This window comes from Klebsiella terrigena (genome assembly GCF_012029655.1).
Classification (GTDB): domain Bacteria; phylum Pseudomonadota; class Gammaproteobacteria; order Enterobacterales; family Enterobacteriaceae; genus Klebsiella; species Klebsiella terrigena.
Genome location: NZ_CP050508.1, coordinates 2,630,022 through 2,656,307 on the forward strand (window position 1 = coordinate 2,630,022; position 26,286 = coordinate 2,656,307).

General features: G+C 59.1%; 28 protein-coding genes. 14 read left to right on the plus strand and 14 right to left on the minus strand.

Annotation, left to right across the window (positions count from 1 at the left end):
- Positions 1 to 119 precede the first annotated feature (119 nt).
- Positions 120 to 1,154 (minus strand): AI-2E family transporter, encoded by a 1,035-nt coding sequence (locus HCK03_RS12345; RefSeq protein ID WP_041145765.1) that lies wholly within the window; start codon positions 1,152 to 1,154, stop codon positions 120 to 122.
- Between the two features lie 554 nt (positions 1,155 to 1,708).
- On the opposite strand from HCK03_RS12345, the gene mdtJ reads away from it, so the two are divergent.
- The 3 genes from mdtJ (at position 1,709) to HCK03_RS12360 (ending at position 4,649) form a co-directional block, all read left to right on the plus strand.
- Entirely contained in the window at positions 1,709 to 2,071 is a 363-nt protein-coding gene (gene mdtJ, locus HCK03_RS12350; RefSeq protein WP_041145764.1) for a multidrug/spermidine efflux SMR transporter subunit MdtJ, read from the plus strand.
- Positions 2,058 to 2,387, plus strand: a complete 330-nt coding sequence (gene mdtI, locus HCK03_RS12355; RefSeq protein WP_041145763.1) for a multidrug/spermidine efflux SMR transporter subunit MdtI — start codon at positions 2,058 to 2,060, stop codon at positions 2,385 to 2,387. The genes mdtJ and mdtI overlap by 14 nt, the downstream gene beginning before the upstream one ends.
- Before the next feature lie 105 nt (positions 2,388 to 2,492).
- Positions 2,493 to 4,649, plus strand: a complete 2,157-nt coding sequence (locus HCK03_RS12360; protein WP_134526265.1) for a putative bifunctional diguanylate cyclase/phosphodiesterase — start codon at positions 2,493 to 2,495, stop codon at positions 4,647 to 4,649.
- Positions 4,650 to 4,652: 3 nt separating this feature from the next.
- Here the strand turns inward: HCK03_RS12360 and HCK03_RS12365 are convergent, their stop codons facing one another.
- Together HCK03_RS12365 and HCK03_RS12370 are read right to left on the minus strand one after the other, a co-directional pair.
- Positions 4,653 to 5,465 carry a trypsin-like serine peptidase gene (locus tag HCK03_RS12365; RefSeq protein ID WP_123552233.1) on the minus strand — a complete coding sequence of 271 codons (813 nt, stop codon included), beginning with the start codon at positions 5,463 to 5,465 and terminating at the stop codon, positions 4,653 to 4,655.
- A 654-nt stretch (positions 5,466 to 6,119) separates the two neighbouring features.
- Positions 6,120 to 7,037: a LysR substrate-binding domain-containing protein gene (locus HCK03_RS12370; RefSeq protein ID WP_123552234.1), complete on the minus strand. Its 918-nt coding sequence runs from the start codon at positions 7,035 to 7,037 to the stop codon at positions 6,120 to 6,122.
- Between the two features lie 116 nt (positions 7,038 to 7,153).
- Between HCK03_RS12370 and HCK03_RS12375 the strand changes: the two genes are divergently transcribed.
- On the plus strand, positions 7,154 to 7,765 hold the full coding sequence (locus HCK03_RS12375; protein ID WP_115192587.1) for a LysE family translocator: 612 nt from the start codon (positions 7,154 to 7,156) through the stop codon (positions 7,763 to 7,765).
- A gap of 53 nt (positions 7,766 to 7,818) precedes the next feature.
- On the plus strand, positions 7,819 to 8,073 hold the full coding sequence (locus HCK03_RS12380) for a hypothetical protein (protein ID WP_041145758.1): 255 nt from the start codon (positions 7,819 to 7,821) through the stop codon (positions 8,071 to 8,073).
- An 11-nt stretch (positions 8,074 to 8,084) separates the two neighbouring features.
- Here the strand turns inward: HCK03_RS12380 and ydgU are convergent, their stop codons facing one another.
- The 3 genes from ydgU to HCK03_RS12390 all read right to left on the minus strand — a co-directional run bounded on the left by ydgU (position 8,085) and on the right by HCK03_RS12390 (position 10,325).
- Positions 8,085 to 8,168, minus strand: coding sequence for a small membrane protein YdgU (ydgU, locus tag HCK03_RS26695; protein WP_095103248.1), 84 nt, complete (start codon positions 8,166 to 8,168; stop codon positions 8,085 to 8,087).
- Between the two features lie 69 nt (positions 8,169 to 8,237).
- On the minus strand, positions 8,238 to 8,663 hold the full coding sequence (gene asr, locus HCK03_RS12385) for an acid resistance repetitive basic protein Asr (protein ID WP_071844927.1): 426 nt from the start codon (positions 8,661 to 8,663) through the stop codon (positions 8,238 to 8,240).
- Between the two features lie 174 nt (positions 8,664 to 8,837).
- Positions 8,838 to 10,325, minus strand: coding sequence for a carboxypeptidase M32 (locus HCK03_RS12390; RefSeq protein WP_115192589.1), 1,488 nt, complete (start codon positions 10,323 to 10,325; stop codon positions 8,838 to 8,840).
- Between the two features lie 187 nt (positions 10,326 to 10,512).
- Between HCK03_RS12390 and HCK03_RS12395 the strand changes: the two genes are divergently transcribed.
- The 3 genes from HCK03_RS12395 to HCK03_RS26355 all read left to right on the plus strand — a co-directional run bounded on the left by HCK03_RS12395 (position 10,513) and on the right by HCK03_RS26355 (position 12,193).
- The gene (locus HCK03_RS12395; protein ID WP_167691650.1) at positions 10,513 to 11,358 is read left to right on the plus strand and encodes an AraC family transcriptional regulator; all 846 of its coding nucleotides are present in this window, start codon (positions 10,513 to 10,515) and stop codon (positions 11,356 to 11,358) included.
- A gap of 37 nt (positions 11,359 to 11,395) precedes the next feature.
- A complete protein-coding gene (locus tag HCK03_RS12400; protein ID WP_167691651.1) occupies positions 11,396 to 11,983 on the plus strand; it encodes a LysE family translocator in 588 nt (195 codons plus the stop codon).
- 117 nt (positions 11,984 to 12,100) lie between these two features.
- A complete protein-coding gene (locus HCK03_RS26355; RefSeq protein ID WP_217698319.1) occupies positions 12,101 to 12,193 on the plus strand; it encodes a KPN_01571 family protein in 93 nt (30 codons plus the stop codon).
- A gap of 33 nt (positions 12,194 to 12,226) precedes the next feature.
- Here HCK03_RS26355 and HCK03_RS12405 read toward each other — a convergent pair whose 3' ends face one another.
- A complete protein-coding gene (locus tag HCK03_RS12405; RefSeq protein WP_167691652.1) occupies positions 12,227 to 13,480 on the minus strand; it encodes an MFS transporter in 1,254 nt (417 codons plus the stop codon).
- Between the two features lie 117 nt (positions 13,481 to 13,597).
- On the opposite strand from HCK03_RS12405, the gene HCK03_RS12410 reads away from it, so the two are divergent.
- From HCK03_RS12410 to bioD, 3 genes are all read left to right on the plus strand, one after another.
- The gene (locus HCK03_RS12410) at positions 13,598 to 14,500 is read left to right on the plus strand and encodes a LysR family transcriptional regulator (protein WP_041145753.1); all 903 of its coding nucleotides are present in this window, start codon (positions 13,598 to 13,600) and stop codon (positions 14,498 to 14,500) included.
- Between the two features lie 124 nt (positions 14,501 to 14,624).
- Positions 14,625 to 15,845: a sugar metabolism global transcriptional regulator Mlc gene (gene mlc, locus HCK03_RS12415; RefSeq protein ID WP_041145752.1), complete on the plus strand. Its 1,221-nt coding sequence runs from the start codon at positions 14,625 to 14,627 to the stop codon at positions 15,843 to 15,845.
- A gap of 252 nt (positions 15,846 to 16,097) precedes the next feature.
- Complete coding sequence (bioD, locus tag HCK03_RS12420; protein WP_041145751.1) at positions 16,098 to 16,793, plus strand: dethiobiotin synthase; 696 nt, start codon at positions 16,098 to 16,100, stop codon at positions 16,791 to 16,793.
- Here bioD and clcB read toward each other — a convergent pair.
- From clcB to HCK03_RS12445, 5 genes are all read right to left on the minus strand, one after another.
- The gene (clcB, locus tag HCK03_RS12425; protein ID WP_041145750.1) at positions 16,755 to 18,038 is read right to left on the minus strand and encodes a voltage-gated ClC-type chloride channel ClcB; all 1,284 of its coding nucleotides are present in this window, start codon (positions 18,036 to 18,038) and stop codon (positions 16,755 to 16,757) included. The two genes, bioD and clcB, sit on opposite strands and share 39 nt — an antisense overlap.
- 178 nt (positions 18,039 to 18,216) lie before the next feature.
- Positions 18,217 to 18,825: a Tat proofreading chaperone DmsD gene (gene dmsD / locus HCK03_RS12430; protein ID WP_041145749.1), complete on the minus strand. Its 609-nt coding sequence runs from the start codon at positions 18,823 to 18,825 to the stop codon at positions 18,217 to 18,219.
- 43 nt (positions 18,826 to 18,868) lie between these two features.
- Positions 18,869 to 19,726: a DmsC/YnfH family molybdoenzyme membrane anchor subunit gene (locus HCK03_RS12435; protein WP_041145748.1), complete on the minus strand. Its 858-nt coding sequence runs from the start codon at positions 19,724 to 19,726 to the stop codon at positions 18,869 to 18,871.
- Between the two features lie 11 nt (positions 19,727 to 19,737).
- Positions 19,738 to 22,173 (minus strand): selenate/tellurate reductase subunit YnfE, encoded by a 2,436-nt coding sequence (gene ynfE / locus HCK03_RS12440; protein WP_167691653.1) that lies wholly within the window; start codon positions 22,171 to 22,173, stop codon positions 19,738 to 19,740.
- A gap of 148 nt (positions 22,174 to 22,321) precedes the next feature.
- Positions 22,322 to 22,585, minus strand: coding sequence for a DUF1161 domain-containing protein (locus tag HCK03_RS12445; RefSeq protein ID WP_041145746.1), 264 nt, complete (start codon positions 22,583 to 22,585; stop codon positions 22,322 to 22,324).
- A 136-nt stretch (positions 22,586 to 22,721) separates the two neighbouring features.
- Here HCK03_RS12445 and HCK03_RS12450 point away from each other — a divergent pair, with 136 nt between their 5' ends.
- Entirely contained in the window at positions 22,722 to 23,399 is a 678-nt protein-coding gene (locus HCK03_RS12450) for a YnfC family lipoprotein (protein ID WP_218645848.1), read from the plus strand.
- Here HCK03_RS12450 and speG read toward each other — a convergent pair.
- A complete protein-coding gene (gene speG / locus HCK03_RS12455; protein WP_041145744.1) occupies positions 23,393 to 23,953 on the minus strand; it encodes a spermidine N1-acetyltransferase in 561 nt (186 codons plus the stop codon). The genes HCK03_RS12450 and speG overlap by 7 nt on opposite strands.
- 70 nt (positions 23,954 to 24,023) lie before the next feature.
- Positions 24,024 to 24,365: a DUF1283 family protein gene (locus HCK03_RS12460; RefSeq protein WP_041145743.1), complete on the minus strand. Its 342-nt coding sequence runs from the start codon at positions 24,363 to 24,365 to the stop codon at positions 24,024 to 24,026.
- A 148-nt stretch (positions 24,366 to 24,513) separates the two neighbouring features.
- Here HCK03_RS12460 and HCK03_RS12465 point away from each other — a divergent pair, with 148 nt between their 5' ends.
- A complete protein-coding gene (locus HCK03_RS12465) occupies positions 24,514 to 24,840 on the plus strand; it encodes a YnfA family protein (protein ID WP_041145742.1) in 327 nt (108 codons plus the stop codon).
- A gap of 223 nt (positions 24,841 to 25,063) precedes the next feature.
- On the plus strand, positions 25,064 to 26,278 hold the full coding sequence (gene rspA, locus HCK03_RS12470; RefSeq protein ID WP_123708080.1) for a starvation-sensing protein RspA: 1,215 nt from the start codon (positions 25,064 to 25,066) through the stop codon (positions 26,276 to 26,278).
- Positions 26,279 to 26,286: the final 8 nt, after the last annotated feature.

Below are 26,286 nucleotides of genomic sequence, written 5' to 3' on the forward strand. Positions count from 1 at the left end.
CCGCGGGCAGATTGTTAGCATAAGAGTAATGAATGACGGACGCGGGATGTGACGAGGATCAATAATGCTAAAGGAGTAGTGGTCTACGGGCCGGCTGGCCCGTAGTGGAAGTAGGGAGGTTAATCCTTGCTGAGGTCGCTCAGCAGGAAGGCGATGCTCTGTCCGCTCTCGCTCTGTTCAAGGGCAATTTTGACAATGATGGTCAGCGGTACCGACAGCAGCATCCCCACCGGCCCCAGCAGCCAGCCCCAAAAAATCAGCGACAGGAACACCACCAGCGTTGAGAGCCCGAGCCCGCGTCCCATAATCCGCGGCTCGAGAATATTGCCGAACAGCAGGTTGATAACCAGATAGCCCGCGAGCACGATCAGCGCGTCATACAGGCCGCCGAACACCAGCACCTGTAAAATAGGCGGAATGGCCGCCAGCACCGAACCGATATTGGGAATATAGTTGAGCGCGAAGGCCAGCAGCCCCCACACAAAGGCAAAGCGCACCTCCAGCAGCACCAGCATGCCCCAGACGACCAGCCCGGTGACCAGGCTAATGGCGGTTTTCAGCACCAGATAGTGCGAGACGCTGTCGAGCGCGCGCTGGATTGCGCCCATGCCTTCAACCGGGCGGGTCATTAGCTGCTGCAGCTTGGCCGGCAGCTGCGGCACCTCCAGCAGCATAAACACCACCGTCAGCAGCAGCAGGAAGATCGACGACATGGCGTTAGAGAGCTGGGTGAGCAGGCCGGTGACCATCGTCATCACCGCGTTGGGGTCAATATATTTGTTCAGCTCGACGACGGAAACGGTAAAGCCGAACCTTTGCAGCCACGGGGTGACGGTCTGCACCGGTTCTGATAGCGAGGCGCGATACTGCGGCAGGGTGCGCGCCAGCTCGTTGAGGGAGGTGCCGAGCGAGGCCAGCAGGACTATCGCCAGCATCACGATGGCGCTGATTAAGAGTGAGATCGCCAGCACCCGCGGGACCCGGCAGCGCACCATCAGCTGCACCAGCGGGTTAAGGACCACCGCGAGAAACAGCGCCAGAACGAAGGGGACGATAATATCCGCGGCGAAGCGGATGCCGGTAAGGATGATGACCAGCATGCCCAGCATGATGACAATCTTTAATCCGTTAAGAGTGATGATGGGTTTGGCCATGCGAATCCCTGAAAATAGAGCCTGTTTTCCTCACATTGTAGACGCAGATGCGGATAAAAAATCACGACTTTTTTGCGTGTACAGCGTGGAGTTATTGTTCGTGACGCCTCTGCCGCCGGCGATAAAATCATCAGGCGACAAAATTAAAATAACGGCGCGCCATCATAATGGCGATCGGCATCAGAAAAAGCTAATCTAAATCAAATAGCCGAGGTAAAGAAATGCAAAGGCTTTGAGTATAATGTAGCATTATGCTACAAATTAGCTGTGTATAACTACCGAGGACAATTTTCATCCGCAATGACGAGAAGCAATACCGCGGATAATTGTAATTTTATGGACAATCAGTTCAGTATCTATATTTGTTATCTCCCTTCGCTTTCCCGCACAAACTCACGCTTTGCTGGCGAACAGCACTGGCGTTCAGCGCTTTAGATCCCTCTCTCTGCCTGAGCTGGCGCAGCGTTGCGCACGGCTAAATCTACGTCAGAATTTTTCGGTTTACCTTTGCTGTAGGCCGTAATGGATTATATTCTCAAGCAGGAGAAGGGATCATGTTTTATTGGATTTTATTAGCACTTGCTATCGTAGCAGAAATTACCGGGACCCTTTCGATGAAATGGGCGAGCGTCAGCGGCGATCGCACCGGTTTTATTTTAATGCTGGCAATGATTGCGCTTTCCTATATTTTTCTGGCCTTCGCGGTTAAAAAAATTGCCCTCGGGGTGGCCTACGCCCTGTGGGAAGGTATCGGTATTTTGCTGATCACGCTGTTCAGCGTCCTGCTGTTTGACGAGACGCTCTCGGTGGTCAAAATGGCGGGTCTGGCGACGCTGGTGGTCGGGATTGTTCTCATCAAGTCCGGCACCAAAAAGGCGGTGAAGCAGCCAGAAGAGAGGACCCATGCAACAGTTTGAGTGGATCCATGCGGCCTGGCTGGCGCTGGCCATCGTGCTGGAGATTGCCGCTAACGTCTTCCTGAAGTTTTCTGATGGCTTTCGCCGCAAGATCTACGGCGTGATGTCACTGCTCGCCGTACTGGGCGCGTTCAGCGCGCTTTCGCAGGCGGTGAAGGGGATTGAGCTGTCGGTGGCCTATGCGCTCTGGGGCGGCTTCGGTATTGCCGCGACCATCACCGCCGGCTGGGTCCTGTTCGGCCAGCGCCTGAACAGTAAAGGCTGGGTCGGCGTGATGCTGTTGATTATCGGGATGGTGTTAATAAAACTGGCCTGATTGAACGCCGCCTGCGCGGGCAGGCGGCAAAATCTGTTCTCTGTATTACTCTTTAAAAAAGAGTATATTCGGTGCGTTTTTTCCCAGCCGCGATGAGGATAGATAATGGTTAACTTGCCTGGTTGGCGTCATCTTCCTTCGGCCAAAACGCTTGCGGTCATTATTCTCCTCGCCGGAATTGGCCTGATCGCTTCGGTTATATCTCTGCTTTATCTGTCGCAGCACCTGATTGGCATCAAAGCGAACGAGATCGACCGCCACCGCTCGGTGCTTTCGGTTAACGGCGCGGTGCAGACCTCAGTGAACCGCGTGATGTCGCTGGTGCTGGATAACTCCATCTGGGACGACGCCGTTAAGCAGGCCTATGCCCCAACGCTCGACACCAAATGGCTGTTTGATTCCTGGGGTTCGGGCTTCAAAATAAATAACCTCTACGACGGTACCTTCGTCCTCGATCAGCACTACCGGGTGCTGTGGGGATCGTTTCGCAGTCAGTCCTTTAACGAGTCGGATATCGGCTTTTTCGGCAGCGGTCTGCAGTCGATGATCGCCCAGCACGGCGCGGCGCTGCGCAGCGGAACCAGCGCCTGGGCCGGGATAACCCGAACCCGGGAGGGCATTGCCTTTATCGCTATTGGCCTGATACGCCCGACCGTGGGCCGCCTGCAGGTGTACGACGATACGCGGCGCTATCTGGTGATTACCCGACACATCAACCCCGATATGCTGCAAAAGCTCGGGGATACGTTTCAAATTCGTCATCTGCATACCACCGAAACCAGCGGTGACTATAGCGTGGCGCTGCGCACCAACGGCGGGGAGATTATTAGCTACCTCAGCTGGCAGCCGCGGCTGCCGGGGGCGGAGGCGGCTCAGGCGGCATCCGGCAGCATTCGCCTGATCGCGCTGGTGGCCGCCAGCCTGATCCTGCTGTTCATCCTCTTTAGCTGCCTGGGGCTGTATAAGCTGGCGCGCGGGGAAAAGCTGGCGCGTAAAATTGCCATGACCGACTGGCTGAGCCGGCTGCCCAACCGGCGGGCGCTGATTGAGCGGCTCAACGTGGTGTGTGAACGATCGCCGCACGAGATGCAGAGCGTGGTATTTATCGATCTCGATGGCTTTAAAGACGTTAACGATAACTACGGGCACGACGTCGGCGATGCGCTGATTACCCACGTCGCCCGCGCGCTGCAGGAGAAGGTCCCCGCCGGAGGGATGCTGGCGCGCATGGGCGGGGATGAGTTTGCCATGACCGTCGGCGGCGAGCAGGCGATAAGCCAGGCGTCGGCGTTCGCCTGGGCGGTGCTGGAAATGCTGAAATCGCCGATTGACCTGAGCGATCGCAAAATCTATATCAGCGCCAGCCTCGGGATTGCCAGCGGAGCGCCGGCCCTGTGCTCCAGCACCGAGCTTTTCCGCCGCGCCGATATCGCCATGTATCATTCGAAGAAGACCGGAAAGGGGCGCACAACCTGGTACGACGAGGCGCTGAGCGACGCCAGGCAGTATCAGCTGAATCTGGAAAACGGCATCCGTCAGGGGCTTGAAAACGACGAGTTTGACGTCTGGTATCAGCCGATAGTCAACGCCGGAACCCTGACCATCGAAGGCGTGGAGGCGCTGATACGCTGGCCGCGTCGGCCCCAGGGCGCGCTGCCGCCTGACGCCTTTATCAGCGTCGCCGAGAGCAGCGGCCTGATTTACGCGCTCGGCCAGTTTGTGCTCCATCGCGCCTGCTGCGACCTGCAGCCGATGGGGGATCTGATGCTGTCGGTAAATATCTCCCCGGCGCAGTTTCGCGACCCGGAGTTTGAGTCGCGGGTGGTGCAGGTCCTCGCCCGCTGCCATTTCCCGGCCCGCCGCCTGCAGGTTGAAGTCACCGAGAGCTACGTGATGGAGAACCCCGAACGCGCCCGCGCGGCCATTGAAAACATGAAGGCGCTGGGGGCGGCCGTTGCGCTGGATGATTTTGGCATCGGCTACTCCAGTATTGGCTATCTGCGCAGCTTCAGTTTTGACACGCTGAAGATCGATAAATCGCTGGCCGGGCTGGTAGACACCGACCCGCAGGCGGCGGAGCTAGTGCGCGGTACCGTGCGCATCGCCAGCGCGCTGGGCATGACGGTGGTGGCGGAGGGCGTGGAAAATCAGCAGCAGCTGGCGCTGCTGCGTCGTGCGGGATGCGACAAGCTGCAGGGCTACTATTTCAGCGAGCCCATGCCGATTGCCTCTTTGCTTCAGCTGCGCCAGCAGCAGGGGTAGCGGTTACTCGCCGGCCAGCGTCTCCAGCTTGTCACGAAAACCGGTTACCGAAATGGCCCGATTGTCCGCGCGCCAGCGATCCTTCGGCCCCGGCGCCGAGCTCTGGACGGCAATCACCTGCCAGCCGCCTTCGGTTTTTAACAGCAGCGGTGAACCGCTATCGCCGGGTAAGGTATCGCACTGGTGCGACAGAACCGAGGTCTGGGCCCAGCCGGTCACGATGCAGTCCTGATGGTTGTACAGATTATCGAGGTGATCTTCCGGGTAGCCGGACTGGGTCACCTTGCGCTCGGCGACCTTTAGCGCGGCGGTCAGGTCGGCCTTACTGCCGGGAAACAGCGGGATCGGGTCGATTCCGGAAGGCGCATAGCGCAGCACCACTAAACCAAAGTCCGAAGGCGCGGCGGCGGAGGGGACTATCCAGCCGTCACCGTCGGCCTTCAGGCGCCTGCCTAATGACGGGTCCACCCGACCCTCGACGCCGTGAATTTCATAAACCCAGCCGTTTTTGCGCGAGATAAAGCGCAGGGCGACGACTTTATCCGGCTTGCCCTTTGGCGGCGTCAGCAGGCAGTGCCCGGCGGTCAGCGCCAGGTTGGGGGCGATAAGGGTGGCGGTGCACAGATTGCCGCTGGCCGTTTCCAGCTGGCCAATGGCGTCCCACGGGGCTTCGGCGGGGTTGCTTACCGGCTTGCGGTCATCATGACCAAAAAACAGGGTCTTGATATCTTTCGCGCTCATGCCGTCATCGTCAGCCTGTGCAAACAGAGGAAACAGGCAAAATGAACACAGTAATAACAGTACGTCTCTACGCATATCACTCTCTGAGGAGATAATTATACTCACCATCCTGCTGGCCACCCGAGTGCGCCGGGGATGATTTTGGGTATATTGAAAGTAGCAGGAGATTTAAGTTTATGAAAGTTAACAGTAATTTTAATTAAATCACTACACCGTTAGCCCCCGGTAAAATTGCCGCTTCGCACGCAAAGAAGGTCGATAACTCAACTAGTTAGCGCGTATTTTTTGCTGCTGTCATTTCCGCAGAAAGCGGCCCTGGAAGCAACAGATATCGGGTTACAGAAAGTACCAAAAAGAGGGCGCTATCTGCGCCCGGTCATGATGCGTTTTTCCGGCGTTTGTTAATAATAATCATTAGACTAATGCTATATAAAACAAACAACTTCACAAAAAACCGTCCTTTTTTACACCATTTGTGCTTACTTGCAAAACGAAACATTTTCTCACTCAAAACGCTGTTATTGATAGCAGCCGTTGAGCAAACAGAGATGTTGTCCCCGCGATGATATCGGTGATTTCTGGCTCCAGTCTCGGGAGGACGTATGTCGAAAAAAGGTATTCGTGCGTTGGTTTATGTATCCGTTGTGTCCGTCTTTATCTGGGGTGCTGCGGGGTATCTGGTGGCGCAGGCGGTCAGCGTTTTGTAAGCCATCACCACATCGCTGCGCGTCATTGCGGGGCTTTTCCCCGCCGAAGGATCCCGTCGGGAAAAGGCCCCGGGACGTGCGCGAGCAAAAATGCCTGCAGCAGAGCAATCGGCTGCGGGCTGAGCGTATTTGCAGACCACACCAGATAGTATCCCTCACCGGTAGCGACGGCCTGCGAAAACGGCAGCGTCAGCAGTCCCGCCTGCAGCGCCTGCTGGCTAAGTAGCAGATCGCCCACCGAAACGCCGTGACCGCTCATGGCCGCCATATTGCCCTGTTCCAGGCTATCGAAAACCAGCCCCTGAGAGAGATCTACCGCCGAATGCTGCCCGCTATGCTGCAGCCAGCGCCGCCAGTCCCGGCGGTCGGTGGTCGGGTGAATTAGCGGACAGGAGGCTAAATCTTCCCGCGCCGCCGGCGTCATTGCCGGCGCGCAGACCGGGATCAGCCACTCGGCGAACAGCAGCGTCTGGCGCTTATCCGCGCCAAAGTTCCCGTCGCCAAGGAGGATCGCGCAGTCGTACGGCTCCCGCGCAAAATCCACGCTGTCCTTATCCATCCATACGCTGCTGAGCTCGATTTCAGGGCGCTGATGCTGCTGGCGAAAGCGCTGCAGTACGTCCAGCAGCCAGCGCATGGTTAGCGTCGAGGGCGCCTTCAGCCGCAGCTTTCCCGCCTGTCGGCGCAGCGTATGGCAGGCCCTGTCGATGGCCGAAAAGCTCTCCTCCAGCGCGTTTGCCAGCTGCCGCCCGGCATCGGTGATGATCACTTTTGGCCCCTGACGAATAAACAGCCGGCACTCGAACCACGCCTCCAGGGTAGCGATATGCCGGCTGACGGCGCCGGGAGTGACGTGCAGCGCGGCCGCGGCCCGGCTAAACGAGCCCAGACGCGCGGCGGTTTCAAACGCGCGCAGGGCGTAGAGGGGAGGCGTCGACATCGTTATGGATCTCTATAGTGAGTCATACTCACATTCAAACTCACCATTTCTCGTTTTTCAATCTGTTAATCAAAGAACAGAATGCAGCAATCTAAATTATTGAGTGAGTTATTATCATGAACTACATGCTGGTGGCGGGATATTGTCTGACGGTCGTGGCCCTGATTGCGACCCCGGGGCCGGTGGTGCTGCTGGTGACCGGGACGGCGGCGCGGGAGGGTTACGCCCGGGCGATACGGACGATGATCGGCGGCAATCTGGCCTCGCTGCTGCTGATAGCGGTCGCTGCGGCAATGCTGACCGGCGCGCTGCACCTCGACCCGCAGGCGCTGACGCTGGTGGCGATCGGCGGATCGCTGTACGTTGCCTTTCTGGCGGTAGGAATGCTGCGCGAAACCTCAGCCGCTCGCCCGGCGGCCCGGCGCGGCGGGCTGACGGTGGGATTTATCACCGCCCTGGGTAATCCCAAAGACATTCTGTTTTTTGTCGCGTTTTTTCCGCAGTTTATTCATATCACCGCCGATAGCGGCACGAGCCTTGGGATCCTGACCGCGCTGTGGGTGGTTATCGACCTTAGCGTACTCTCACTTTATATTCTCGCCATTCATCGCTGGCTGACGCCGGCGCACACCCGGCTGTTAACGATGATGTCGGCCGCTTTCCTGCTGGTCATGGCCCTCTACGGCCTTGGCTACAATCTTTGGCAATTCATCGGGAGCCGGGCCTAGGTCCGCGTAAAGAGGCTATGGTTGAAGGGGGCTACCGGGAAGGAGAGTTAACGATGATCGAGAATGACGCGCTGCGCGCAGCGGCGAACGGTGAAAGAGACGATATTGCGCCCGCGCTATTCGCCGCCGAGCTTCTGGCTGCCCGGGAGAGAATTACGCAGCTGGAGCGACAGCTGGCAACGCCGGTGAGGCTGCCGGTGTGCTGTGCGAGTCCGGTCTGTGAGATTGAAGCAGGCTATGCGGCAGGGGTCAGCGACTGTCGAAATGCGATACGTCAGGCGGGTTATCCGATCGAAGGGGATGATTAAGCGGTTCCGCGTTAGTAGAGAAAAAAGCGGGTCGCAACCAGCGCACAGATAATCAGCAGGATCAGAATGAGCTCGAAACGGTAGCGCCGCAGCATAGTATCCTCCAGAAAAAAACGGCGCTGAAGCAGCGCCGATTTATTACGATACCAGACTAACCGGGTTAATTATGCAGCCGGCTGTGCAGCAGGTTTAGCCGCAGCGTGGTGTTTAGCTTTGTGGTGTTTTTTAGCGGCCTGAGCTTTCTGCGCTACGGCAGGTTTAGCAGCGGCTTTGTGGTGTTTCTTCGCAGCCTGAGCTTTCTGCGCTACGGCCGGTTTTGCTGCAGCTTTGTGGTGCTTTTTAGCAGCCTGGGCTTTCTGAGCGGCGGCCGGTTTAGCTTCTGCTTTTTTGTGTTTTTTTGCAGCCTGAGCTTTCTGCTCTGCGGCCGGTTTAGCGGCGGCTTTGTGATGTTTTTTGTGATGAGTGGTCTTGGCAGTGGTGCTGTGAGTTGCAGCAGCCGGAGCCTGAGTGGTGCTTACTGCATCAGCAGCGAAAGCAGCAGAAGACAGACCCATAGCAGCGGCAACGACCAGAGCTAATACTTTTTTCATTCTGATATCCTCGAAAAGGTTTTTTTCATTCAACCCCACTGCGGGGCCGGTGAAAGAACTATATGCTTCTCTTTTCGAGCTTTCCGTGAGTGTTTGGTATCGGCGTGTAACCGAATGTACGACGCGGATCATTATGTAGAAATAATGCGCCGGGACGTTGCCCGGCGCGGAGTTTTACAGATAGCGGGAGGTCAGATGCTGGCGGAAGTAGTCGCTGTTCAAATCTTCCCCGGTGGCGTTGTGAATCAGCTGGGAAGTGGTGAAGCGGCTGCCGTGCTGCCAGATGTTCTGCTGCAGCCAGTCGAACAGGCTGGAGAAGTCGCCGCTGGCAATCTGGCTCTCGAGCTGCGGTAAGGCGCGTCTGGCGGCCGCCATCAGCTGCGCCGCGTACATCGCTCCCAGGGTATAGGAAGGGAAGTAGCCAAAGCCGCCGTCGGTCCAGTGAATATCCTGCATACAGCCGTTGCGATAGTTACCGGTGGTGGAGAGTCCCAGCCAGCTCTGCATTTTTTCATCCCACAGCGCCGGGATATCGTCAACCTCGATGTCGCCATCGATCAGCGCTCGCTCAATCTCATAGCGCAGAATAACGTGCGCCGGATAGCTGACCTCATCGGCGTCCACGCGAATAAACCCGGGCTTAACGCGCTGATTCCAGGCAATGAAGTTCTCGCTGCTGAACGCCGGCTGCTCGCCGAAACGCTGGCGTACGGCGGGCAGCAGACGGTTTAAAAACGCGTCGCTGCGGCCGAGCTGCATTTCGAAAAAAAGACTTTGTGATTCGTGGATCGCCGTCGAGCGGGCGAGGGCGACCGGCTGATCGATCCAGGTGCGCGGCAAATTCTGCTCATAGCGGGCGTGGCCCGTTTCGTGGATAACGCCAAACAGCGCGCTCAGCAGATCGTCTTCGTTGTAGCGGGTGGTGATACGCACATCCTGCGGCACGCCGCCGCAGAACGGATGGGCGCTGATGTCCAGACGCCCGGCGTTGAAGTCAAAGCCCAGCACGCGCATCGCTTCCAGCCCGAGCTCGCGCTGATCGGCAATGGGGAACGGGCCCTGCGGCGCGATGAGCGGATGCTGGGCCTGTTTCTCAACCACGTTCGCCAGCAGCGACGGCAGCCAGGACTTGAGGTCGGCAAACAGCACGTCCAGCCGGGCGCTGGTCATATCGGGTTCAAAAATATCCAGCAGGGCATCGTACGGCGAACAGCCCTTAGCTTCGGCGCGCAGGGCCGCCTCCTGGCGGCTCAGCTTGACGACTTCGCGCAGGTTATCGGCGAAGCCTTCCCAGTCATTGGCCGGACGCTGGCTGCGCCAGGCGTGCTCGCAGCGGCTGCCGGCCAGCGATTTAGCCTCAACAAGGCTCTCCGGCAGCAGGGCCGCCTGAGCGTGCTGGCGGGTCATTTCGCGCAGGTTGGCCTGCTCAACGTCGTTAAGATCTTCCTGCAGGGCATTGTGCAGCGCCTGAGCCACGCTCTTATCGGTCAGGATTTGGTGCTGCAGCACGCCCAGTTCCGCCAGCGCCGCACCGCGCGCCGCGCTGCCGCCCGGCGGCATCATGGCGAACATATCCCACCCGGCGATAGCGCCCAGATGTGAAAAGCGCGACAGACGCTGGAAAGTATGGGTAAGCTGCTGATAGTTTTTGTTTTCTGCCATAGTAAATTCTGACCTGTTGCAAGTGAACGAGAGGCATAGCCTGTTGACCCCTACACTATCCTGATCCTCCGGACGGGTCGAGCGACGCGAGTGAATTGCCTGCCGGGATTGGCGATGCGCTGAACTGCACAAATCTTCCAGACAGACGTAAAAGGATAGACAATGCTGATGGCGTGGGGGAGAGATTATGACAAACGACTGGCTTGAGCTGCGACAGCATGCAGATTCGGGAATTGAAACCATCAAGGCGCACTTCGAGGGGCATGCCTACGATCCGCACTGGCACGACAGCTATCTGGTGGGGATAACGCTGTCCGGGACCCAGCAGTTTTCCTGCCGCCGGGAGCGCCATCGCAGCCATCCCGGCGACGCTTTCCTGCTTGAACCCGGCGAGATCCACGACGGCGACGCGCCGGTGGCGGGGGGCTTCACCTATCTGACCTTCTATCTCGACGAACGCTGGCTGACGCACACCCTGCAGGGCCTCTACGAGTCGGTTCCCGGCAGCTACTCGCTCCATTTTCCCCGCACCCTGACCCGCGAGCCGCGTCTCGTTCGGGCTATCGGCGAGACGTTTTCGACGCTGCACGGCAATGAGATGCGCATCGTGCAGCAGAGCCGTATGGATGACCTGCTGGCCGAGCTCACCGCGCACTGCAGCTGGCGGAAAAAGCTGCCGTCGCATATCCGGAGCGCGGCGGTGGCGCACCGGGCGAGGGATTATCTGTATGCGCATATGGGGGACAATATCGGTCTTGCCGACCTGGCGGCGGCCACCGGGACCGATCGCTTCACGTTGACGCGCTGTTTTAAGCGCGAGTTTCACCTCGCGCCGCACGCGTGGCTTATCCAGCTGCGGCTGGCGAAAGCGCGCCAGCTGCTGGCCTGCGGCGAGCTGCCGGTGGACGTCGCCGCCGCGACGGGGTTTGCCGATCAAAGCCATCTTGGCCGCTGGTTCCTGCGTTCGTATCGGCTCACCCCGGCCCACTACCGGCACCTCTGCACAAACCTTCCAGACGTTCGCAGAAAATAGCCGCACAGTGGTGGCTCCTGACAACAAGGAGTCACCTGTGGATCTGCTGCCCTATCTGCTGTTTGCCTTCGTCGCCTCCATTACTCCTGGGCCGACGAATATCCTGATCCTCACCAACAGCCAGCGCTATGGCGTACGCGCGACGCTCTCCGCGGTGGCGGGGGCCTGCGTCTCGGCCAGCGTGATTGTATTGATATCCGGCGCCGGTGCCGGGGAGCTTCTGCATCAACATCCGCTGGTCCGCCAGCTGATGAGCTGGACCGGCGCGCTGTGGCTCAGCTGGCTTAGCTGGCAGCTGTTCAACGCGCCGGCGCCGAATTTGCATACGTCCACCGCGGCGCGCTTTACCGCCCGCGCCGCCGCGCTGCTGCAGATAGTTAATCCGAAGACGTGGATGATGGCGCTGGCGGTGGTTGGCCTGTTTGCGCCCACCGGCGACGGGGCGATATGGAGCATTGCGCGGATGGCGGCGTGGTTTTTAGTGATTTCGCTGCTGTGCCTGGCGGCGTGGGCGTGGCTGGGGCAGATCGTCAACCGGGTCTTTCGCACCCCTGCGGCGCTGGTTCGTTTCCAGCGCGCGATGGCGCTGCTGCTGCTGATTTCCGCGTGGGCGGGAATGCTGTAGCAATCCCGCGACGGCGGCGGTCATCATAATGTCATCATGATGTGGCCAGGATAGCAGATTGTTTCTCAGCCAGCGGCTAAACTCATAGGGAGCCAGGGCCGCTGATGCGGGGTTAATATGAATCCGTTCACCTTGCTGTTTATCGCACTCCTTTCAATCGACGCCGTCAGAGAGCTGCTGGGGGCCTCATCGATACTGGGAATGTGGTGAGCAGCGTGGCCGTGAAGGCCACGTGATTACTCGCTATTTCAGACGCTTGTGCAAACAGGCGCCGGTAACGAGTGCTGCCATCAGCATCAGGGCAATAAAGCCGCCAACGCCATTCCAGCCGTAGTTATGCCAGAACACCCCGCCTAAGGTCCCGGCAATGCTGGAACCCAGATAGTAGCTAAACAGATACAGCGATGATGCCTGGCCGCGGGCGCGGCGCGCGCGCGGGCCAATCCAGCTGCTGGCGACCGAGTGCGCGGCAAAAAAACCGGCCGAAAAGAGCAGCATGCCGCTGAATATCAGCCACAGCGAGGGGAAAAGCGTCAGCAGCAGGCCGCCAAGCATCACCGCGATAGAGACCAGCATTACCGGGCCGCGTCCGTAGCGGGCGGTCATGGCCCCGGCCTTCGGCGAGCTCCAGGTTCCGGTCAAATAGGCGACAGAGAGCAGGCCGACCACCGCCTGGTTCAGCGACCACGGCGACATCATCAGACGATAGCCGATGTAGTTAAACAGCGTCACGAAAGCCCCCATCAGCAGGAACCCTTCGAGAAAGAGCAGCGGCAGGCCGCGATCGCGCCAGTGCAGGCGGAAGTTAATCAGCAGCGATTTTGGCCGCAGCGAGGTCGGGCGGAAATGGCGCGACTCCGGCAAAATTCGCCAGAACATAATGGCCGAGGCGAGGGCAAAGCAGCCGATCGCCGCCAGCGCCACGCGCCAGCCGAAGAAGTCGGTAAACACCCCGGTGAGCAGGCGTCCGCTCATGCCGCCGATCGAATTGCCGCTGATGTACAGCCCCATCGAGAAGGCCACCACGCTGGGGTGGATCTCCTCGCTCAGGTAGGTCATGCCAACGGCCGCCACGCCGCTGAGCGACAGGCCGATCAGCGCGCGCATGATGAGGATCCCGTGCCAGGTGGTCATGACCGTTGACAGCAGGGCGCAGCAGGAGGCCAGCACCAGCGCGGTAACCATCACCTTTTTACGCCCGATGGCATCCGAGATGGGACCGGTAAACAGCAGCCCGACGGCGAGCATGGCGGTGGAAATCGACAGCGAAATACTGCTGCTGGCCGGCGTGATGCCGAACTCGCTCGACAGCACCGGCAGGATCGGCTGCACGCAGTAGAGCAGGGCAAAGGTGGCGAGACCGGCAGAGAACAGCGCCAGGGTGACGCGCATAAACTGAGGAGTACCGCGTTTAATAAACTGATTTGGCTGGGATACCACATTATTGTCGATGACTTCGCTTGCCGGCGCGATGTCAGCGGTAGTTGTACGACTCACGGAAAATCCTTGCTGAGAAACTCGGGGTTAGGTGACCTCACAGATCACATTTTTAGAGTATGAAAATGTAAATATTCTGTCTAATATATTAATAATCTCAAATAAGACGTTTTAAATATGAATATCGAGCTGCGCCACCTGCGCTACTTTATTGCCGTCGCCGAAGAGCTCCATTTTGGCCACGCGGCGGCGCGGCTGAACATCTCCCAGCCGCCGCTGAGCCAGCAGATTCAGATCCTCGAGCAGCAGATCGGCGCCCGGCTGTTTGCCCGCACCAACCGCAGCGTCAGCCTGACGGCGGCGGGAAAGCAGTTTCTTGCCGATAGCCGCCAAATCCTCACCCAGGTTGAGGATGCCGCCGCCCGGGCGGGACGTCTGCACCACGGCGAAACCGGCGAACTGCATATCGGCTTTACCTCCTCGGCGCCGTTTATTAAGGCCGTCTCCGATACCCTGTCGACCTTTCGCCGCCGCTATCCGGACGTGCATATCCAGACCCGGGAAACCAACACCCGGGAACAAATTGTGCCGCTTAACGAAGGAGCGTTAGACCTCGGGCTAATGCGCAACACCCGGCTGCCGGAAACGCTGGTGTGGCAGTGCATTCTGCGCGAACCGCTGCTGGCAATGGTGCCCAGCGATCATCCGCTGGCGCGCCAGGATGCGGTCAGCCTGGCGGAGCTGGCGCGTCAGCCGTTCGTCTTTTTTGACCCGCACGTGGGTACCGGTCTGTACGACGATATTCTCGGCCTGATGCGCCGCTACGGCCTCACGCCGACGATTGCTCAGGAGGTCGGCGAGGCGATGACGATTATTGGTCTGGTGTCGTCCGGGCTTGGCGTATCCATTCTGCCAGCCTCTTTTAAGCGGGTTCAGCTCAATGAAATGCGCTGGCTGCCGATCGTCGAGCAGGACGCCGTTTCCGAAATGTGGCTGGTCTGGTCGAAGCATCGCGAGCAGGGGCAGGCGGCACAGCGCTTCCGGGAGCAGCTTCTTCACGCCGCTTTGATGCACAATTAGGACAAAATCAGCTCAAAATTGTGCGGTAAATCACAAGGCTAAGCAAAAATTTGACGTGCACCGTCGAAGTGCTTCACCATAGCTGAAAGTTTATTTCGAAGCGCGAAAATAAAGGGAGTCAACGGTGGTAGCGGATAGTCAGCCTGGCCATATCGATCAAATAAAGCAGACCAATGCAGGAGCAGTGTATCGCCTGATCGATCAGCTTGGCCCGGTATCGCGCATCGATCTCTCCCGTTTTGCCCAGCTGGCGCCGGCCAGTATTACCAAAATTGTCCGCGAGATGCTGGAAGCGCATCTGGTGCAGGAGACGGAAATCCAGGATCCGGGCAGCCGCGGGCGTCCGGCGGTGGGCCTGATGGTGGAAACCGAGGCCTGGCACTATCTTTCCGTGCGTATCAGCCGGGGTGAGATTCACCTCGCGCTGCGCGACTTAAGCAGCAAGCTGGTGGTCGAGGAGCAGCTCGAGCTGGCGCTGCAGCACGAACAGCCTTTCCTGAGCCGGGTCGTTGAGCATATCGACCGCTTTTTTATTCGCCATCAAAAGAAGCTGGAACGCCTGACGGCAATCGCCGTGACCATGCCGGGAATTATCGATACCGAAAATGGCATCATCCATCGGATGCCGTTTTATGATGACGTGAAGGATCTGCCGCTTGGCGAAGTGCTGGCCAACCATACCGGTGTTTCGGTTTATATTCAGCACGATATCAGCGCCTGGACCATGGCGGAGTCGCTGTTTGGCGCCTCCAGAGGGGCGAGGGACGTGATTCAGGTGGTGATTGACCATAACGTCGGCGCCGGGGTGATTACCGACGGCCGCCTGCTGCACGCCGGGAGCAGCAGCCTGGTGGAGATCGGCCATACTCAGGTCGACCCTTACGGCAAGCGCTGCTACTGCGGTAACCACGGCTGTCTGGAAACCATTGCCAGCGTCGAGAGCGTGCTGGAGCTTACTCAGGTACGGATGACCAAATCGATGAGCTCAATGCTGCACCAGCAGCCGCTGAGCGTTGAGTGGCTCTGTCAGGCGGCGCTGCAGGGCGATTTGCTGGCTCGCGATATTATCAGCGGCGTCGGCCAGCACGTCGGACGAATTCTGGCGATCATGGTTAACCTCTTCAATCCGCAAAAAATACTTATCGGCTCTCCGTTTAGCCTCGCGGCGGATATCCTGTTTCCGGCTATTTCTGACTGCATTCGTCAACAGTCGCTGCCGGCCTATAGCCGACACATTACCGTCGAAAGTACCCAGTTCTCCAACCGCGGAACTATGGCCGGCGCCGCGCTGGTTAAAGATGCCCTCTATAACGGATCGCTGCTGATACGACTGTTACAGGGTTAACATTTTTTCATAGTCACACTAAAAATTGCGCTATCTCAAGCTGGCATTCGCCGGCTTCGCGTAGACTTTTCCCACAGTTTTCTATCCATTTTCTGTATATATCCGCACGATTCGCGCAGCCGGAAGGCCGCTACGCAGGGAATCCCGACGCCTTACTTCGCTAAGTGTTCAGGGTGAGCGAGGAGCGCTAACCGCTATGCCGCCTGAAGCATGACGGGTATATATTTCATCAACATAACTGTGGGGTTAGTGATGTTTAAGCGTTTCTTTATAACAGGTACTGACACCGCCGTCGGGAAGACGGTGGTTTCTCGTGCGCTGCTGCAGGCACTGGCCGCTGAGGGCAAAAGCGTCGCCGGGTACAAGCCTGTAGCGAAGGGCAGCAAAGAGACGCCGGACGGGTTGCGTAACAAAGACGCGCTGATTTTACAAAGCGTGTCGACGCTGGCGTTACCCTATGATGCTGTCAATCCCATAGCGTTAAGCGAAGATGAAAGCAGCGTGGCGCACAGCAGCCCCATCAACTACGGGCTGCTGACGGACGGACTGCAGCGCCTGAGCGGCCAGGTCGACCACGTGGTGGTTGAGGGAACCGGCGGCTGGCGCAGCCTGATGAACGATCTGCGTCCGCTGTCCGAATGGGTGGTGCAGGAGCAGCTGCCGGTGCTGATGGTGGTGGGCATTCAGGAGGGCTGTATCAACCACGCCCTGCTGACCGCGCAGGCCATTGCCAATGACGGCCTGCCGCTTATCGGCTGGGTCGCCAACCGCATTAATCCGGGGCTGGCGCACTACGCTGAAATCATCGACGTCTTAAGCAAAAAACTGCCGGGTCCGCTGATCGGCGAATTGCCCTATCTGCCGCGCGCCGAGCAGCGCGAGCTGAGCCAGTATATTGACCTGGCGCGGCTAGGTGAGGTGATGGCGGTAGATCGAGTCCTGGCGTAGCGTTCGCGACAGCACCGATGCCAGCACGCTGGCCATCAACAAGCCGGGCAGTAGCGCATATTGCCCGGTCATTTCACAAATCATCAGGGTCGACATAATTGGCGCGTGCGTTGTTGCCGCCAGGAAGGTCGCCATTCCGGCCAGACCCAGCATAATCGCCACCTCAGAACCGTGCAGCCACAGGCCGGTGAAGCTGGCGAACAGCATGCCCATTGCCAGCCCGACAAACAGCGTCGGCGTAAACACGCCGCCGGGCGCGCCCGAGCCGCTGCTGGCCAGTACCGCAAGCAGCTTACAGGCGAATACCACGGCGATTGCTCCCAGCAGCGGCGGCGACTGGAGATAGCTCTGTACCGTGCTGTAACCGTTCCCCCACACCGCCGGCGTCAGCAGCGACAGCAGGCCAACGATGACGCCGCCGAGCGCCAGCTGCCAGGGCGGCGAGAGGCGCAGGCGCAGAAAGCCGCGATGGCTCCAGCCCATCAGCCAGACGAAGATCGGCCCGCAAAGCCCGGCCAGCAGGCCGGTCGCCAGCATCAGCCCGTAGTGAACGGCGGTGAGGGGAAGGCTGAGCGTCACCTGGTAAAGGGGCTGCTGGCTGCCGTTTAGCAGATGGCTGACCAGCAGCGCGACAACCGCTGAAATAACCACCGGGCCGAGCGAAGCCAGCAACAGCGTACCGAACAGAATCTCGGCAATAAACAGGCTTCCGGCCAGGGGGGCGTGATAGGCGCTGGCCATCCCGGCGGCGGCACCGCAGGCTACCCATAATTTCCACTCCTCTTTGGGCGTGAAGCGCCGGGCGAACAGCGACGCCGCCAGCGCCGCCAGCAGGATCATCGCCCCCTCGCGGCCAATGGCGCTGCCGGTGGTCACCACCAGCAGCGAGGCGCAGGATTTTATCAGGCTGGCCGGCGTATCGAAGCGGCCGTCGCCGGTTTCCAGCGCCTCCATATAATCGGTCGGCGCGTGCGGACGCTGGCGGGTGCGGCGCTGCCAGAGCCAGAGCAGGGTGCCGGCGGCAAATCCTCCGGCCGCTGGCGTCAGCAGCCGTCGCCACCACGGCAGCGATTCGGCGGCGTTGACCAGGCTTCCGCTCCGATTGCTGAGGAGCAGCGCCTCCAGCTGCCCCATCGCGGCATGAAAGAGCGCCACGGCGAGCGCTGCCAGAATACCGATCAGCGTGGCGACCAGCAGGCGGCGAAACATGACCTGAATATCAGGATAAGCAGGCAAACGATGCATCGAACATTACGCGTTGCGGGAATGAGTGCCTTATTGTGCAGGGGAATAACGTTATAAGCAAAAGCGATAAGTGCCTCCTTTGCCGCCGCGCAGCGGAGAAAAGGAGGAACGGAAGATACTTTATGTGACGTTGTCACTCATGGGTTGGGCATCCGAGATCCGCGAGATGGCGACGAGACTAGCGATAGAGCGGTTTGTCGGCGACGACAAGAGTCAGCGTGTCTTGCCACTCCGCCAGCGTGGCCTGGCTTAGCTGACCCAGGGCCTGGTAGAACGGATGCCCGGCTTCGCTGACGAAAACCGCCAGGAAGCGGCCAGACCAGGGCAGCAGATGCCGGGCCAGCAGCTGCGAAAAGGCCTCATCCTGCCCGGACTCGCATAGCCAGGCGGCCAGCAGCAGCAGGGTGCCAAAGCTATCTTCCGGATCGTTGTTCTGCGCGGCGCGGGCGATGCCGTTCTGCCGCATCCACTCCCTGAGCTCCAGCGTCGAATCGCCGAACAGGACATTCTCTTTATCCAGCCAGACGGAGCCCCACGGCGGTGCCGGCAGGGCCCAGGGGCCGATAAACAGGCGCTGCCACGCCTCGGCCAGCGGCTCGTCGTTGTGTTCGGCGAAGCGGGCAACCACCTCAGCGGGCACCGCAAAGGGCCACTGGGCCTGCCAGCTTCCGTCGCGCAGGGCGCTGACCAGCGGGGCGGCCTGCTCGCTTTGCGGGGCAAACGAAAATAGCGCGCCGAGGGTGCGGGCGCTTAGCGCGACGGCGTCGCGGAATGGGGGTTGCATCATGCTTATATTCCTTACTGCGGCGCGGCTGTCCGCGCACGAAAAATTAACCAGCAACTGCCGTGCCGACGGTCATATGCAGGCCATAAAACAGGCTGCGGCCAATCAGTTCTCCGGCCAGTACCAGCAGCAGCCCGAGGCATAACCCGCCGGTACGCGGGCGGATGCCGCGAATGAGCGGGCACAGCCAGCAGCCGAGACCAAGGGCCAGCAGCGCGATGCGCCAGGTTTGCCAGAACCCGTACCCCGGAACCAACGCGCCGGCGCGCTGCACCGAGCTGTGAATATCGCCGAGGCCAAAACCCTGCAGCACGACGATGGCAATGCTGGCCAGCAGCGCCAGAACGCTCAGCGAGGCGAAGACGCTGCCGTTAAACGACACGTTGGCTGCACGCAGCAGCAGTGCGGCAAACAGCGGCCCGCAGAGCAGCAGGGTCAGAAAAAAGGCGCCGGTGGTATAGCCATTATACCATGTCGGAACGGTATCAATCTGGTAAACCCGGGTCATCGCAAAGACAAAAATGCCCCCCAGCAGCATGCTCACGGCCAGCCACGGCGCGCTCAGCGCGGCGGGCATTTTGCTGGTGACCGCCAGCAGCCACCACAGCCCGCCGACGGCAAAGAAGATGATGCCGCTGGCGATTTCGTTACTCAGCGCCGACTCGCCGAGGCGATTGAGCGAATTGAACGCCCGCAGCGGTGAACCAAGGTGCAGCATGGAGGCGAGAAAGCCGACCCCCATCAGCAGCCAGATAGCGATCATGCTGCGCACCAGGCGCTGCCGGGCTTCGGAGTTATTTTTCAGCGACAGCCAGCCCAGGCCGCTGACGATCAGCGCTCCCGCCGCACACTGGCCCAGCACCGTAAACAGCACCAGCGGCCATTCATGCCATCCGTTTCCCATACTCGTTCTCCTTAGGCTTTGGCAATTTCAACCAGGTTGGTGTGCTGAGGATTGCCTTTCGCCAGCGGCGACGGACGGTGGGTGGTCAGCGTATTAATGCAGGCGCCGCGGTCGACACGATCCCCGTCCATATTGGCGTCATGCCACGCACCCTGGCCCATCGCTGAGACACCGGGCATAATGCGCGGCGTTACTTTTGCCGGAATGCGCAGCTCGCCGCGCTGGTTAAAGACGCGCACCATATCACCGTTTTTAATCCCGCGACGCTCGGCGTCCAGCGGGTTAATCCACACCTCCTGGCGGCAGGCGGCCTGCAGAATATCGACGTTACCGTAGCTCGAGTGGGTACGCGCTTTATAGTGGAAGCCAAAAAGCTGCAGCGGAAACTGGCTGCGCAGCGGGTCATCCCAGCCTTCGAAGGTGGAGGCGTACACCGGCAGCGGGCTGATGGTGTCGTCCGCCGCAAGCTGCCAGCTGGCGGCGATATCGGCCAGCCGGCTGGAGTAGATCTCAATTTTGCCGGAAGGCGTTTTTAGCGGATTGGCGAGCGGGTCGCGGCGGAAATCGCGATAGGCGACAAAATGGCCCGCGGGATCCTTACGCTTATAGATCCCCATGGCTTTAAGTTCGTCGTAGGCGGGCAGCGCGGGGTCTTTCGCCAGCATCAGGGCGTAAAGATGCTGCAGCCACTGCGCCTGAGTACGTCCTTCGGTAAACTTTTGCAGGACCTCATCACCGAGGCGTTTTGCCACTTCGCTGAGGATCCAGTAGATCGGTTTACGCTCAAACTTCGGCGAGGTGGCGGGCTGAATAAAGATCAGGTAGCCCATATTGCCGGCGTAGTCGTTGGGGATAATATCCTCCTGCTCGACGGTCATCAGGTCCGGAAGCAGGATGTCGGCATATTTAGCCGATGAGGTCATAAAGTTATCGATCACCACGATGGTTTCGCACCTGCAGTCGTCCTGCAGGATTTTGTGGGTCCGGTTGATGTCAGAATGCTGGTTGATAATGGTATTCCCGGCGTAGTTCCACAGGAACTTGATCGGCACGTCCAGCTTATCCTTGCCGCGTACGCCGTCGCGCAGGGCGGTCATTTCGGGCCCGCGCGCGATGGCGTCGGTCCAGCTAAAGCAGGAGATGGCGGTTTTCACCGGGTTAGTCAGCACCGGCAGGCGCTCGATGGTGATGGTATAGGTTGATTCGCGCGCGCCGCTGTTGCCGCCGCTAATCCCGACGTTGCCGGTCAGAATCGGCAGCATGGCGATGGCCCTGGCGGCCAGCTCGCCGTTGGCCTGGCGCTGCGGCCCCCAGCCCTGACAAATATAGGCCGGCCTGGTGCTGCCGATCTCTCGCGCCAGCTTGACGATGCGGTCGACCGGAATGCCGCAAATCCGCGACGCCCACTGCGGCGTTTTAGCGGTTCCATCATTCCCTTCGCCAAGGATCCAGGCCTTATAATGGCTGTTTGCCGGCGCGCCTGCGGGTAGCGTTTTTTCGTCGTAGCCTACGCAGCAGGTATCAAGGAACGGCTGGTCGACAAGGTTTTCCGTTATCAGTACCCAGGCGATGCCGGCCACCAGCGCCGCGTCGGTGCCGGGGCGAATGGGGATCCACTCGTCTTCGCGGCCGGCGGCGGTATCGGTATAGCGCGGATCGATAACGATCATTCTGGCGTTGGAGCGCTCGCGAGCCTGTTCAAGATAATAGGTAATCCCGCCGCCGCTCATGCGGGTTTCCGCCGGGTTATTGCCGAACATCACCACCAGCCTGCTGTTTTCGATGTCGGAGGTGCTGTTGCCCTCGTTGCTGCCGTAGGTGTAGGGCATGGCGCAGGCAATTTGGGCGGTGCTGTAGGTGCCGTACTGGTTTAAAGAGCCGCCGTAGCAGTTCATCAGGCGGGTTACCGGGGAAGCGGAGGGCGACGAGCGGGTCATGTTGCCGCCGACGATCCCGGAGGAGTAGTTGATGTAGACCGCTTCGTTACCGTACTCTTTAACGATCCGCTGCAGGCTGCCGGCCAGAGTGTCCAGCGCTTCGTCCCAACTGATGCGGGCAAACTTTCCTTCGCCGCGCTTACCGACTCGTTTCATCGGATAGTTCAGGCGGTCGGGGTGGTTGATGCGTCGGCGGATAGAGCGGCCGCGCAGGCAGGCCCGCACCTGGTGATCGCCATAAATATCCTGCCCGGTGTTATCGGTCTCAACCCACACCACTTCGTCATCGCGTACGTGCAGACGCAGCGCGCAGCGGCTGCCGCAGTTCACCGAGCAGGCTCCCCACACCACCCGTTCTTCGCCCTGGGTGGCCTGCTGAACGGCCGCCGCCGCGCCGTGCAGGCTAAACGGCAGCGACACTGCGCCGGCTGCTAATGCCAGTGAACCGATCGCTGAGGATTTAATTAGCGTGCGACGGCTGAGGCCGCCGTCATATTCCGGATAAGACATTACTCACTCCCTGATTGTTATTATGATGAAATTCCGCCGGGTTCTGCATTCGAGCGGATGGGAGATCCATAATACTTATATAGAGGTAGATGAATATTATCCCTGGTCAACCCAGGGATAATATCCTTCACTTGAAGCAGAGGGCGGGTTACTGCGCTTCGCTGTCGGTGCCGGCGCTGCGGGTATAGGTGATTTTAAAGGTGTCGTTGGCGCAGTGTCCGACAACCTGAGCGCCGGGCTGGTCAGGCTGGTCGCTGGGGACGATGCTCAGGCTAAAGCCCGTCGCCGGCACGCCGTTATTGATGATTTTCTGCTGAATATCGTTTTTTACCCGTTCGCAGGAATCCGGTGCGGCAAGCGCTGATGTCGAACCCAGCAGCAGAGCCGCGCAGAGCCAGGGGGATATTTTCATCATAAACTCCTTATTGACGTCATCCAGATTTAAGCATAGCAGAACTGGTGTAAACAATTGTATTTGCTAATATGATTGCATAGGGATACAGAAGGAATCGGGCGTGAACAAACTGTTTTTACTGGTTTTGGCGACCATGGCGCTCAGCGCCTGCGATAATCAATCCGCGCCGCAGGCCTTTACGCCAGAAATGGCGAGTTTTTCCAACGAATTTGAATTTGACCCGCTGCGTGGCCCGGTGAAAGATTTCAGCCAGACGCTGCTCGATGAGCATGATGAAGTGGTGAAACAGGTCAGCGGGCGATTATCCAGCGAGGGCTGCTTCGATCTGCTGGCTTTCCAGGATCGCGAAAATAACACCGGCGCCACGCTGCTGCTCGACGCGAACTACTATCTCGATGCGAAAACGCGTGAAAAGCGCCTGCGCCTGCAGGGAAAGTGCCAGCTTGCCGAAATGCCGTCGGCGGGCGTGAGCTGGGAAACGGATGACAATGGCTTTGTGGTGACCGCCCGCGGCAAAGAGACCACGGCCAGCTACCGCTATGATGACGAAGGCTATCCGCTAGGCAAAACCACCACCGCCAAAGACGAGCGCTTTACGGTGGTCTCAACGCCGGCGGCCGATCCGCGTAAAAAGCTGGACTACACGGCGGTGAGCACATTCAACGATCGTGAGCTAGGCAGCGTGCGGCAGACCTGCGACTACGACAGTCACGACAACCCGGTGAAGTGCGAGCTGCAGGTTATCGATGAAAGCGTGCAGCCGCCGTTAACGCGCCACTACACCATCAAAAATAGCATCGAATACTACTGAGCCGTTGGCTTCAGCAGCGTCGGGCCCTGCGGGCGGTGTTCGCTAAGGTACTGATGCTGGAACAGGCACATCCGAATAGTATTGCGGTATTCGCCGTTAATGAAAAACTCGTGAATGAGCTCGCCCTCGACCATAAACCCAAGCTTGCGGTAGATGTGGATCGCTTTTTCATTTTCGCTGTCGACGATGAGGTACAGCTTATAGAGGTTGAGTACGGTAAAGCCGTAGTCCATTGCCAGCTTAGCGGCGCGGGTCGCAAGACCTCGCCCCTGATAGTCCGGGGAGATAATAATCTGAAACTCGGCGCGTCGGTGGACGTGGTTAATCTCAACCAGCTCGACCAGACCGGCTTTTTCCCCGTCGCACTCAATCACAAACCGGCGCTCGCTCTGATCGTGAATATGCTTGTCATAGAGGTCTGAGAGCTCGACAAAGGCCTCATACGGCTCTTCAAACCAGTAGCGCATTACGCTGGCGTTGTTATCGAGCTGGTGAACAAAACGGAGATCTTCGCGCTCTAGCGGGCGCAGCTTGACGGTATGAGCGTCGGTCATGGGTGTTCCTGTGCAGCAATGCTGGCGATAATAATGAATTATGGCGCCCGCAGGCGCCATGCGTGACGGGTTACGGCGCTACGGTACGGCCGGTGCGGCGATCGAGGCAGCGCAGGGTATTCGGCTCCCAGTAGGCGTTGACGTTCGCGCTTTTCTGGCAGTTATCCTGGGCATCAAAAGCGACGTCGGCCTTATCCCATTCTTTCTCGGTGCGCGTGTTGACCTTATGGCGCAGAGTGCGGGTGTCGTTCCACTGCTCTTTTTCCATGGCGGCGTTCTGGCGGCTCTGCGCGCTATCGCCGGATTCAATCACCAGCGTGTCGGTTTTAGCAAAAGACGAGGCGGTGAAGGCCACGGCGCTTAGCGCCAGCATGGCGGTCAGGCACCAGCGTTTGTTCAGTGTCATTTTCATCACGGTTTCCTTTGAGTGATAAAAAGGGATAGCCCTTAATATGAGTTTACTACATCTCTTTTCTACGGCATACCCGACAAAAGGAAGTGGGAGCGGGGCAATTATCGCGTAGAATGCCGCCACTCTCTGCGCTATTTACGTATCTTTAATGCTCAAAACCACGCTGCTTTTTTTCGCCACCGCCCTGTGCGAAATCCTCGGCTGCTATTTACCCTGGCTCTGGCTAAAGCGGGGCGCCACGCCGCTGCTGCTGCTGCCCGCCGGACTCGCGCTGGCGATGTTCGTCTGGCTGCTGACCCTACACCCGGCGGCGAGCGGACGCGTTTACGCCGCCTACGGCGGAGTCTATGTCTGCACCGCGCTGCTGTGGCTGCGCTTTGTTGACGGCGTAAAGCTCAGCCACTACGACTGGGCCGGCGCGGTTATTGCGCTGTGCGGAATGCTCATTATCGTCGCCGGATGGGGTCGCGCGTAGCCAACCTTACGGGCGCAGCGCCGGGGCAGATGATGCGCCGACCGTGCGGAATCGCGCCTGTTTCCACCTCTGTTTACCGCGTTTCTTCAGCCAGCGGCCGCCGCGTCAGGCCCGGGCATTAATGTGACCAATAGCATCTTTTTCGATCATTATACTTGTATGGTAGTAGGTCTGGTGATTTAATTTTATTCACTAACCGCAGAGATGTAAGGAATAAAAAAAGATGAAGATCGTTGCCGCTGAAGTTTTCGTCACCTGTCCCGGACGTAACTTTGTCACCCTAAAAATCACCACCGATGACGGCATCGTTGGGCTGGGGGATGCCACCTTAAACGGTCGCGAGCTCTCCGTCGCATCGTACCTGCAGGATCACCTCTGCCCGCAGCTTATCGGCCGCGACGCGCAGCGTATCGAAGATATCTGGCAGTTCTTCTACAAGGGCGCCTACTGGCGCCGCGGGCCGGTGACCATGTCGGCTATCTCTGCCGTCGATATGGCCCTGTGGGATATTAAAGCGAAGGCGGCGGGGATGCCGCTGTATCAGCTGCTGGGCGGGGCATCACGTGAAGGGGTGATGGTTTACTGCCACACCACGGGCCACTCCATTGACGAAGTGCTGGATGACTACGCTCGCCACAAAGAGATGGGCTTTAAGGCCATCCGCGTGCAGTGCGGCATTCCTGGGATGAAGACCACCTACGGGATGGCAAAAGGCAAAGGTCAGGCCTACGAGCCGGCGACCAAAGGCCTGTGGCCGGAAGAGCAGCTGTGGTCGACGGAGAAGTATCTTGATTTTACCCCGCAGCTGTTTGCCGCCGTGCGCGAAAGATTTGGTTTCAACGAGCACCTTCTGCATGACATGCACCATCGCCTGACGCCGATCGAGGCCGCGCGCTTTGGCAAGAGCATCGAGGAGTATCGTCTGTTCTGGATGGAGGATCCGACGCCGGCTGAAAATCAGGAGTGCTTCCGCCTGATCCGCCAGCACACCGTGACCCCCATTGCGGTCGGGGAAGTCTTTAACAGCATCTGGGACTGCAAGCAGCTGATAGAGGAGCAGCTGATTGACTATATCCGCACCACCGTGACCCACGCCGGCGGGATCACCGGCATGCGCCGTATCGCCGATTTTGCCTCGCTTTATCAGGTACGCACCGGCTCGCACGGCCCGTCCGACCTGTCGCCGGTCTGCATGGCGGCGGCGCTACACTTTGACCTGTGGGTGCCGAACTTCGGCGTCCAGGAGTACATGGGCTACTCCGAGCAGATGCTCGACGTTTTCCCGCATAGCTGGACGTTCGATAACGGCTATATGCACCCAGGCGAAAAGCCGGGGCTGGGAATTGAGTTTGACGAGAAGCTGGCAGCGAAATATCCGTACGATCCGGCCTGCCTGCCGGTGGCGCGGTTAGAAGATGGCACCTTGTGGAACTGGTAAGGAGAATA

What these genes read in the sequence shown, in the direction of transcription:
- HCK03_RS12435 (WP_041145748.1), bottom strand. Translation starts at nt 19,726, where the DNA reads ATGGGAAACGGATGGCATGAATGGCCGCTGGTGCTGTTTACGGTGCTG.
- HCK03_RS12445 (WP_041145746.1), bottom strand. Translation starts at nt 22,585, where the DNA reads ATGAAAATATCCCCCTGGCTCTGCGCGGCTCTGCTGCTGGGTTCGACA.
- HCK03_RS12465 (WP_041145742.1), top strand. Translation starts at nt 24,514, where the DNA reads ATGCTCAAAACCACGCTGCTTTTTTTCGCCACCGCCCTGTGCGAAATC.
- HCK03_RS12365 (WP_123552233.1), bottom strand. Translation starts at nt 5,465, where the DNA reads ATGCGTAGAGACGTACTGTTATTACTGTGTTCATTTTGCCTGTTTCCT.
- HCK03_RS12345 (WP_041145765.1), bottom strand. Translation starts at nt 1,154, where the DNA reads ATGGCCAAACCCATCATCACTCTTAACGGATTAAAGATTGTCATCATG.
- ynfE (WP_167691653.1), bottom strand. Translation starts at nt 22,173, where the DNA reads ATGTCTTATCCGGAATATGACGGCGGCCTCAGCCGTCGCACGCTAATT.
- speG (WP_041145744.1), bottom strand. Translation starts at nt 23,953, where the DNA reads ATGACCGACGCTCATACCGTCAAGCTGCGCCCGCTAGAGCGCGAAGAT.
- HCK03_RS12410 (WP_041145753.1), top strand. Translation starts at nt 13,598, where the DNA reads ATGAATATCGAGCTGCGCCACCTGCGCTACTTTATTGCCGTCGCCGAA.
- HCK03_RS12375 (WP_115192587.1), top strand. Translation starts at nt 7,154, where the DNA reads ATGAACTACATGCTGGTGGCGGGATATTGTCTGACGGTCGTGGCCCTG.
- rspA (WP_123708080.1), top strand. Translation starts at nt 25,064, where the DNA reads ATGAAGATCGTTGCCGCTGAAGTTTTCGTCACCTGTCCCGGACGTAAC.
- HCK03_RS12390 (WP_115192589.1), bottom strand. Translation starts at nt 10,325, where the DNA reads ATGGCAGAAAACAAAAACTATCAGCAGCTTACCCATACTTTCCAGCGT.
- HCK03_RS12370 (WP_123552234.1), bottom strand. Translation starts at nt 7,037, where the DNA reads ATGTCGACGCCTCCCCTCTACGCCCTGCGCGCGTTTGAAACCGCCGCG.
- ydgU (WP_095103248.1), bottom strand. Translation starts at nt 8,168, where the DNA reads ATGCTGCGGCGCTACCGTTTCGAGCTCATTCTGATCCTGCTGATTATC.
- mdtJ (WP_041145764.1), top strand. Translation starts at nt 1,709, where the DNA reads ATGTTTTATTGGATTTTATTAGCACTTGCTATCGTAGCAGAAATTACC.
- HCK03_RS12395 (WP_167691650.1), top strand. Translation starts at nt 10,513, where the DNA reads ATGACAAACGACTGGCTTGAGCTGCGACAGCATGCAGATTCGGGAATT.
- clcB (WP_041145750.1), bottom strand. Translation starts at nt 18,038, where the DNA reads ATGCATCGTTTGCCTGCTTATCCTGATATTCAGGTCATGTTTCGCCGC.
- mdtI (WP_041145763.1), top strand. Translation starts at nt 2,058, where the DNA reads ATGCAACAGTTTGAGTGGATCCATGCGGCCTGGCTGGCGCTGGCCATC.
- HCK03_RS12450 (WP_218645848.1), top strand. Translation starts at nt 22,722, where the DNA reads ATGGCGCTCAGCGCCTGCGATAATCAATCCGCGCCGCAGGCCTTTACG.
- HCK03_RS12380 (WP_041145758.1), top strand. Translation starts at nt 7,819, where the DNA reads ATGATCGAGAATGACGCGCTGCGCGCAGCGGCGAACGGTGAAAGAGAC.
- HCK03_RS26355 (WP_217698319.1), top strand. Translation starts at nt 12,101, where the DNA reads ATGAATCCGTTCACCTTGCTGTTTATCGCACTCCTTTCAATCGACGCC.
- asr (WP_071844927.1), bottom strand. Translation starts at nt 8,663, where the DNA reads ATGAAAAAAGTATTAGCTCTGGTCGTTGCCGCTGCTATGGGTCTGTCT.
- HCK03_RS12360 (WP_134526265.1), top strand. Translation starts at nt 2,493, where the DNA reads ATGGTTAACTTGCCTGGTTGGCGTCATCTTCCTTCGGCCAAAACGCTT.
- bioD (WP_041145751.1), top strand. Translation starts at nt 16,098, where the DNA reads ATGTTTAAGCGTTTCTTTATAACAGGTACTGACACCGCCGTCGGGAAG.
- HCK03_RS12460 (WP_041145743.1), bottom strand. Translation starts at nt 24,365, where the DNA reads ATGAAAATGACACTGAACAAACGCTGGTGCCTGACCGCCATGCTGGCG.
- dmsD (WP_041145749.1), bottom strand. Translation starts at nt 18,825, where the DNA reads ATGATGCAACCCCCATTCCGCGACGCCGTCGCGCTAAGCGCCCGCACC.